The sequence below is a fragment of the Micromonospora sp. NPDC049257 genome (assembly GCF_040678915.1).
GTDB lineage: Bacteria > Actinomycetota > Actinomycetes > Mycobacteriales > Micromonosporaceae > Micromonospora > Micromonospora antibiotica.
The window spans coordinates 1-8,953 of sequence record NZ_JBFAQU010000050.1 but is presented as its reverse complement, the minus strand read 5'-3'; the positions used below and the strand labels follow the sequence as shown (position 1 = coordinate 8,953).

3 protein-coding genes are annotated in these 8,953 nt (G+C 74.6%); all 3 read right to left on the bottom strand.

The window, feature by feature from the left end:
* Window positions 1-1,828: type I polyketide synthase (locus tag AB0K25_RS31560; RefSeq protein WP_363823986.1), on the bottom strand; the 1,828-nt coding region annotated here is incomplete at its 3' end.
* Window positions 1,829-1,887: 59 nt separating this feature from the next.
* Entirely contained in the window at window positions 1,888-6,648 is a 4,761-nt protein-coding gene (locus AB0K25_RS31555; RefSeq protein WP_219469115.1) for a type I polyketide synthase, read from the bottom strand.
* A gap of 40 nt (window positions 6,649-6,688) precedes the next feature.
* The coding region (locus AB0K25_RS31550) for an SDR family NAD(P)-dependent oxidoreductase (protein WP_363823984.1) at window positions 6,689-8,953 on the bottom strand (2,265 nt) is incomplete at its 5' end.

Below are 8,953 nucleotides of genomic sequence, written 5' to 3'. Positions count from 1 at the left end.
TCTGATCCAACACACCACCCGGGTCGGTGAACATCACCTCCCGCAAATCACCACCCAGCAACGACCCGAACGCCACACACACCTCATCCAGAGCCTGCGCGAACACCGGGAAAGCCGCCGCCAGCTCACGACCCATCCCCACCCGCTGCGCACCCTGACCGGTGAACAACACCGCCGTACGACCGGCGACGGTCCGACCGGACAGGCCACCGCCGGCGGCCAGGGTCTCCAGGCCGGCCACGTCGTCACCGAGCACCACACCCCGGTACGCGGCGGCGGCCCGGGTGGTGCCCAGCGCGTACCCGACGTCCACCGGCCGCTCGTCGGTGAGGAACTCCCGCAGCCGGTCGGCCTGCCCGGCGAGCGCCGCCGCCGACCGCCCGGACAGCGGCCAGAGCACCACCGGCGGCTCGGCGGTCTCGTCCGACGCGACGGTCTCCGCCGGGGGTGCCTGCTCCAGGATCACGTGCCCGTTGGTGCCGCTCACCCCGAACGACGACACCCCGCCCCGGCGCGGCTGGCCGTGGTCGGGCCACTGCCGAGCCTCGGTCAGCAGCTGCACGGTGCCGGCGGACCAGTCGACGTGGGTGGACGGCTCCCCCACGTGCAGGCTCTTGGGCAGGACGCCGTTGTGCAGCGCCATCACCATCTTGATCACACCGCTGACGGCGGCGGCGGCCTGGGCGTGGCCGATGTTCGACTTGACCGAGCCGAGCCAGAGCGGCCGGTCGGCCGGCCGGTCGCGCCCGTACGTGGCGATCAGCGCCTCCGCCTCGATCGGGTCACCGAGGGTGGTGCCGGTGCCGTGCGCCTCGATCAGGTCGACGTCGCCAGAGGTGAGGCCGGCGTTGGCGAGCGCCTGGAGGATGACCCGCTGCTGCGCCACCCCGTTGGGGGCGGTCAGACCGTTGGACGCGCCGTCCTGGTTGATCGCGGAACCCCGGATGACCGCGAGCACCCGGTGGCCGTTGCGTTGGGCGTCGGAGAGTCGTTCCAGCAGCAGCATGCCGACGCCCTCACCCCAGCCGGTGCCGTCGGCGTCGTCGGAGAACGGCTTGCAGCGGCCGTCGGAGGCGAGCCCCCGCTGCCGGCTGAACGCGACGAACGCGCCGGGCGTCGACATGACGGTGACGCCACCGGCCAGGGCCAGCCCGCACTCCCGTTGCCGCAGCGCGTGCGCGGCGAGGTGCAGCGCGACAAGCGACGACGAGCAGGCGGTGTTGACGGTGACGGCCGGCCCCTCCAACCCCAGGCTGTACGCGACCCGACCGGAGATGACCGCCCCGGAGCTGCCGGTGCTCATGTACGCCTCGACCGGTTCGGGCAGCACGGTGAGCCGGTCCCAGTAGTCCTGGCCACCGCAGCCGACGAAGACACCGACCGGACCGCCGCGCAACGTGTCGGGGTTGATACCGGCCCGTTCGCACGCCTCCCAGCTCGCCTCCAGCACCAGCCGCTGCTGCGGGTCCATCGCCAGCGCCTCGCGGGGCGAGATGCCGAAGAACTCGGCGTCGAACTCGTCGGCGTCGTGGACGAACCCACCCTGCTGGACGTAGCTGCTGCCGGCGGTGTCCGGGTCGGCGTCGTAGAGGGCGGCGGTGTCCCAGCCCCGGTCGGTGGGGAACTCGCCGATGGCGTCGACGCCGTCGGCGACCAGCCGCCACAGGTCCTCGGGCGAGTTGACCCCACCCGGGTAGCGGCAGGCCATGCCGACGATCGCGATCGGGTCCTGCTCCTGTGACTCGACCTCGCGCAGCCGCTCCCGGGTGCGGTGCAGATCGGCGGTGACCCGCTTCAGGTACTCGAGGAGCTTCTCTTCGTTCGCCATCCGAACCTCACCAAACTCGTTGCCAGCGGGACACGTTGCTCCGGGAGCGCGGTGGCGGCTCAGGTCATGCCGAGTTCCTTGTCGATCAGGTCGAACACGTCGTCGGCGGAGGCCGTTTCGAGCCGGTCGACGAGGGTGGCGCCGGTGGTGGTGCTGAGGGTTTCGTTGAGCTTCGCCAGCAGCGACTGGAGCCGGGCGGTGACCCGGTTGCGTTCGATCTCCTCCGGCGTCAGGCCGGCCACGGTGACCTCCAGCCGGTCCAGCTCGGCGAGCAGACCGCCGGCCGTGTCACCGGTGTAGCCGAGTTCGGCCCGGAGCTGGTCGGCCAGGGCGGTCGGGTTGGGGTGGTCGAACACCAGGGTGGCGGAGAGCCGTACGCCGGTGGCGGCGCTGAGCCGGTTGCGCAGCTCGACGGCGGTCACCGAGTCCATGCCGAGTTCCTTGAACGCGCGCTGCGGCTCGACCAGGTCGGCGTCGCCGTAGCCGAGGACGGCCGCCACGTTGGTGCGGACGGTCTCCAGCAGCAGGGCGCGCTGCTCGGCCTCGGGCAGGGTGCCGAGCCGGTCGGCGAGCGCCGAAGACGCCCCCGTTTCGGTGGTCTCGGCGGCCTCGGGGGCGGCGTCGGGGAGTTCGGCCAGCAGCGGCCGGGGCCGGGCCAGCGTATAGATGGGGCCGAACCGGGCCCAGTCGACGTCGGCGACGACGAGGTGGCTCTCGTCGTGGTCGAGGGCCTGCCCGAGCGCGTCGACGGCGAGCCGGGGGTCCATCACGCCGACGCCGAGCCGGTCGAGGTGTGCCCCGACCTCGCCGCCGGCCATGCCACCGCCGCCGCCCCAGCTGCCCCAGGCGACCGAGGTGGCGACCGCACCCCGGGTCCGCCGCCGGTGCGCCAGCGCGTCGAGGTACGCGTTGGCCGTGGCGTACCCGGCCTGGCCGGCGCTGCCCCACACCGCGGCACCGGAGGAGAACAGCACGAACGCGTCCAGCGGCCGGTCGGCCAGCAACGCGTCGAGGTGCACCGCGCCGAGCACCTTCGCCCGGCACACGTCGGCGAAGTCGTCGAGGCCGGTCTGCCCCAACGGCACCTCGGGGTGCAGCACCCCGGCGGCGTGGAACACGGCGGTCAGCTCGTCACCGAGGTCGGCCAGGAGCGCGGCGACCGCGTCCCGGTCGGCCACGTCGAGGGCGACGACCTCGACTCCCGGGTGCCGGGCCGTCAGGTCGGCCGCGCCGGGGGCGTCCGGGCCGCGTCGGCTGGCCAGCACCACCCGCTGCGCGCCGTTGCCGACCAGCCATTCGGTGACGTGCCCGCCGACCCCGCCGGTGCCGCCGGTGACCAGGACGGTGCCGGTGGGCGTGTAGCGCCGTTCGGGCGCCCGGGTCGCCGGGTGGCGGATCATCCGGCGGGCCAGCGTGCCGGCCGCCCGCAGCGCCACCTGGTCCTCGCCGCCGCCGGTCAGCACGTCGGCGAGCCGGTCGACGGTCTGCGGCGTCCACTCGGCGGGCAGGTCGACCAGGCCGCCCCACCAGCCGGGGTAGTCGAGGGAGAGCACCGTGCCCAGGCCCCACAGGGCGCCCTGGGCCGGGTCGGCGACCGGCTCGAACCGGTCCACCCCGACCCCACCGGCGGTGACGCACCAGAGCCGACCGCTGAAGTCGGACGCGGCCAGCGCGTGCACCAGCGACACGGTGGCGGTGATCCCGGCGGACAGGCCGACGCCCAGCGGGTCGGGGCCGTCGTCCAGGGCGAGCAGGGAGAGCACCCCGGCGGGGGCCTCCCGGCCGGCGTGGTCGGTGCCGGTGACGGTGACCACCTCGGCGCCCCGGGCGGTCAGGCCGTCGGCGAGCGTACGCAGCCGCTCGTCGTCGGCCAGCGTCGCCGGGGCGACCACCCACCACACGCCGGTGAGCTGCCCGCCGGTGGGCACCTCGGTCGGCCGCCACACCACCCGGTACCGCCAGCCGTCCACGGTGGCGACGTCGCGCTGCCGGGACCGCCACGACGTCAGGCCGGGCAGCACCTCCCCGACGAGTGCGGTGTCGACGCCGAGGCCGTCGGCGAGCAGGTCGACGTCGGCGCGTTCCACCGCGTCCCAGAATCCGGCGTCGGTGCCGCCTGCGGCCGGGGCGGTGACGGTCGGCGCGATCCAGTAACGCTCGTGCTGGAAGGCGTAGGTGGGCAGGTCCGCCCGGCGGGTGCCGGGCAGGGCGACGGCCCAGTCCACGTCGACGCCCCGCACGTGCAGCTCGGCCAGGGAGGTGAGCAGCCGGTCCAGGCCGCCGTCGTCGCGGCGCAGGGTGCCGGTGACCACCGTCGGGCGGTCCGCCGACTCCAGCGTCTCCTGCATCCCCATGCCGAGCACCGGGTGCGGGCTGACCTCCACGAACCCGGTCCAGCCCTGCCCGGCGAGAGAGCGGATCGCCGGGTCGAACCGAACCGTGTTGCGGAGGTTGTCATACCAGTAGCGGGCGTCGAGGGTGGCGGTGTCCACCCAGTCGCCGGTGACGGTGGAGAGCATCCGGATCGTCCCGGTCTTCGGGTTGATCGGGGCCAGGTCCTCCAGCAGCCGGTGTTCCAGCAGCTCCACCTGCGCGGAGTGCGAGGCGTAGTCGACGGCGACCTGCTTGGCCCGGATCCCCTCCCCGGTGAGCTCGGCGATGAGTTCCCGCAGCGCCTCCGGGGTGCCGGAGACCACCACCGAACCCGCGCCGTTGACCACGGCGAGGGAGATGTCGCCCGCCCACCGGGCGATCCGCTCCTGCGCCCGGTCGGCGGGCAGCCCGACCGAGACCATGCCGCCCCGGCCGGCCAGCTTCTCGCCGATGGCCCGGCTGCGCAGGGTCACCACCCGCGCCCCGTCGGCCAGGGAGAGTCCGCCGGCCACGCAGGCGGCGGCGATCTCACCCTGCGAGTGGCCGACCACCGCGTCGGGTTCGACGCCGTAGCTGCGCCAGGTGGCGGCGAGGGAGACCATCATCGCCCACAGGGCGGGCTGGACCACGTCCACCCACTCCAGGGAGGGTGCGCCGGGCACCCCCCGGACCACGTCCAGCAGGTCCCAGTCGACGTACGCGCGCAGCTCGGCGGCGCAGCGGCCCATCTGCTCGGCGAAGACCGGCGAGGAGTCCAGCAGCGCGGCGGCCATGCCGACCCACTGGGCGCCCTGGCCGGGGAAGACGAACACGACCCGACCTGCGGCGTCGGCGGTGCCGGTGACCGCGGTCGCGGCGGGCAGCCCGTCGACGACCGCGCCGAGCGCGGTCCGCAGCTGCGGCAGGTCACCGCCGAGCACCACGGCCCGGTGGTCGAGCCGGGCCCGACCGGCCAGCGTCCGCCCCACGGCAGCCGGGTCGGCCGGTACGGCGTCCAGGTGCGACAGCAACCGCTGCGCCTGGGCCCGCAGCGCCCGGTCGGTGTGCCCGGACAGCACCCACGGCAGCACCGCCGGGGTGGCGGGCTGCTCGTCCTCCTCGGCCGGGGCCACCTCTTCGAGCACGACGTGGGCGTTGGTGCCGCTGATGCCGAACGAGGAGACCGCGCAGCGGCGGGCGTGGCCGGTCTGCGGCCACTCCACCGGCTCGGTGAGCAGCTTGACGGTCCCGGGCGACCAGTCGATCTCACCGCTGGGCTCGTCGACGTGCAGGGTGCGGGGCAGCACCCCGTGCCGCATCGCCTGCACCATTTTGATCACCCCGCCGACACCGGCGGCGGCCTGCGAGTGGCCGATGTTGGACTTCAGCGAGCCGAGCCACAGTGGCCGGTCGGCGGGCCGGTCCCGGCCGTACGTGGCGAACAGCGCCTGCGCCTCGATCGGGTCGCCGAGCCGGGTGCCGGTGCCGTGCGCCTCGACCGCGTCGATCTCCTGACCGGCGAGCCGGGCGTTGGCCAGCGCGGCGCGGATGACCCGACGCTGGGAGGGACCGTTGGGGGCGGTGAGGCCGTTGGACGCGCCGTCCTGGTTGATCGCGGAGCCCCGGATGACGGCGAGCACCGGGTGTCCGTTGCGGCGGGCGTCGGAGAGCCGTTCCAGCACCAGCGACCCGGCGCCCTCGGCCCAGCCGGTGCCGTCGGCGGCGGCGGCGAACGACTTGCACCGGCCGTCGAAGGACAGCGCCCGCTGCCGGGAGAACTCGACGAACGCGTCGGGGGTGCCGATCACGGTGACCCCACCGGCGACGGCGAGCGACGACTCCCCGGAGCGCAGCGACTGGCAGGCCCAGTGCAGGGCGACCAGCGACGACGAGCAGCCGGTGTCGACGGTGACCGCCGGCCCCTCCAGCCCGAGGGTGTACGACAGCCGACCGGAGACGATGCTGCCGGCGCCCCAGCTGTTCGGGTAGTCGTGGTAGACGACGCCGGTGAACACGGCGGTGGGGCTGCCCTTGAGCGACAGCGGGTCGATGCCGGCCCGTTCCAACGCCTCCCAGGACGTCTCCAGGAACAGCCGCTGCTGCGGGTCCATCTCGGCGGCCTCGCGGGGCGAGATGCCGAAGAAGGTCGGGTCGAAGTCGGCGGCCCCATAGAGGAATCCGCCGTCGCGGGTGTAGCTGGTGCCGGGGTGGTCCGGGTCAGGGTCGTAGAGCCGGTCGAGGTCCCAGCCCCGGTCGGTGGGCATGCCGGAGATCGCGTCGGTGCCGGCCGCGACGAGGTCCCACAGGGCCTCGGGCGAGTCGACGCCGCCGGGGTAGCGGCAGCCCATGCCGACGATGGCGATCGGTTCGGCGGCGCGCTCCTCGATGTCGCGGAGCCGCTCGCTGGTCTCGTGCAGGTCGGCCGTGACCCGCCGCAGGTAGTCACGAAGCTTCTGTTCGTTGGACATCAGGAACCCATTCCCGGACGGCGCCGACGGAGCGGACGGATCATGAGGTGCCGAACTTGCTGTCGATGAAGTCGAAGAGGTCGTCGTCGGAGGCGGTGTCGAGATCCTCGGTGACGCTGGCGACCTCGGCCGGGCGTTGACCGGCGGTCCACGCGGCGAGCATGGTGCGCAGCCGCTCCCCCACCCCGGCCCGGGTGCTCTCGTCGAGCGCGGCGACCGCGTCGGCGTCCAGAGTGGACAGCGCCGCCTGGAGCCGGTCGAGGTCGTCGAGCAGGGTGACGCCCCCGGCGTCGGCGGGCACCAGCTCGGTGAGCAGTTGCTGGGCCAGCTCGGTCGGGGTCGGGTAGTCGAAGACCAGGGTGGCGGGCAGCCGCAGCGCCGTCTCGGTGGTGAGCCGGTTGCGCAGCTCCACGGCGGTCAGCGAGTCGAACCCGGCCTCCTTGAACGCCCGCTCCGGGTCGACGTCCGCGCCGGAGGCGTACCCGAGGACGGCGGCGACCTGGTCGCGGACCAGCGCCAGGACGGTGTCCAGGCGGTCCGGTGACGGCATCGCGGCGAGCCGGCCGGCGAGGTCGGCGGTCGCGGCGACCGGGGCGGCCGGTTCGGCCTCGGGTTGGGCGTCGGGCAGCGCGGCCAGCAGCGGCCGGGGCCGGGCCAGGGTGTAGACCGGGGTGAACCGGGTCCAGTCGATGTCGGCGACGACGAGGTGGCTCTCGTCGTGGTCGAGGGCCTCCCGCAGCGCCCGGACGGCGAGCCGGGGTTCCATCGGCGGGGTGCCCTGCCGGCGCAGGTGCGCGGTGGCCTCCCCGTCGGCCATCCCGCCGCCGGCCCAGCTGCCCCAGGCGACCGAGGTGGCGACCGCACCCCGGGTCCGCCGCCGGTGCGCCAGCGCATCGAGGTACGCGTTGGCCGTGGCGTACCCGGCCTGGCCGGCGCTGCCCCAGACCGCGGCACCGGAGGAGAACAGCACGAACGCGTCCAGCGGCCGGTCGGCCAGCAACGCGTCGAGGTGCACCGCGCCGAGCACCTTCGCCCGGCACACGTCGGCGAACTCCGCCACGCTGGTCTCCGGCAGCGACCTCTCCTGGTGCAGCACCCCGGCGGCGTGGAAGACGGCGGTCAGCTCGTCACCGAGGTCGGCCAGGAGCGCGGCGACCGCGTCCCGGTCGGCCACGTCGAGGGCGACGACCTCGACACCCGGATGCCGGGCCGTCAGGTCGGCCGCGCCGGGGGCGGCCGGGCCGCGCCGGCTGGCCAGCACCACCCGGTCGGCACCCTGGTCGAGCAGCCATCCGGTGAGGTGCGCGCCGATGCCACCGGTGCCGCCGGTGACCAGCACGGTGCCGGTGGGCGTGTAGTGGCGTTCGGCGTTGCCGGCGGCGGGCCAGCGGACCAGCCGTCGGGCCAGCACCCCTGCGGTACGGACGGCCACCTGGTCCTCCGCACCGGAGGCGAGGACGTCGGCGAGCCGCGCGACGTGCTCGTCGGTCCAGTCGGTGGGCAGGTCGACCAGGCCACCCCAGGAGTGCGGGTACTCCAGGGACAGCACGGTGCCGAGGCCCCAGAGCGCGCCCTGCGCGGGGTGCGGCAGGTCCTCGAACCGGTCGACGGCGATGCCGCCTGCGGTGAGGCACCAGATCCGGCCGGCGAAGTCGGTGGCGGTGAGGGCCTGGATCAGCGCGACGGTGTCGGTGACGCCGACGGAGAGCCCGGCGTCGGTGGGGTCGGGGGTGTCGTCGAGGGCGAGCAGGGACAGCACCCCGGCGGGGGTGTCCCCGGCGGGCAGGTCGGTGCCGGTGACGGTGACGACGTCGGCGCCCCGGTCGGCCAGTCCGGCGGCGAGGGCGGTCAACCGCTCGTCACCGGTCGACGCGGCCGGTACGACGAGCCACCAGGTGCCGGTGAGTTCGCCGCCGTCGGGAAGCTCGGTGGAGCGCCACACCACCCGGTAGCGCCAGTCGTCCACGGTGGCCGCGTCCCGTTGCCGGTCGCGCCAGGCGGCGAGGCCGGGGAGTACCTCGGTGACGACACCGGGGGTGACGCCGAGACCGTCGGCGAGCAGGTCGGTGTCGCCCCGGTCGACGGCGTCCCAGAACCCGCCGTCGGCCTCGTCGGTGCCGGTGCCGGCGGTGGTGTCGGGCTCGATCCAGTACCGCTGGTGCTGGAAGGCGTAGGTGGGCAGCTCCACCTGCCGACCGCCCGGGTTGACCGCCGCCCAGTCGAGGTCGACACCGCTGATCCACGCCTGCGCCATCCCGGTGGCGTACGCGGTGACCTGGTCCCGGTCACGGCGCTGCAACGCGAT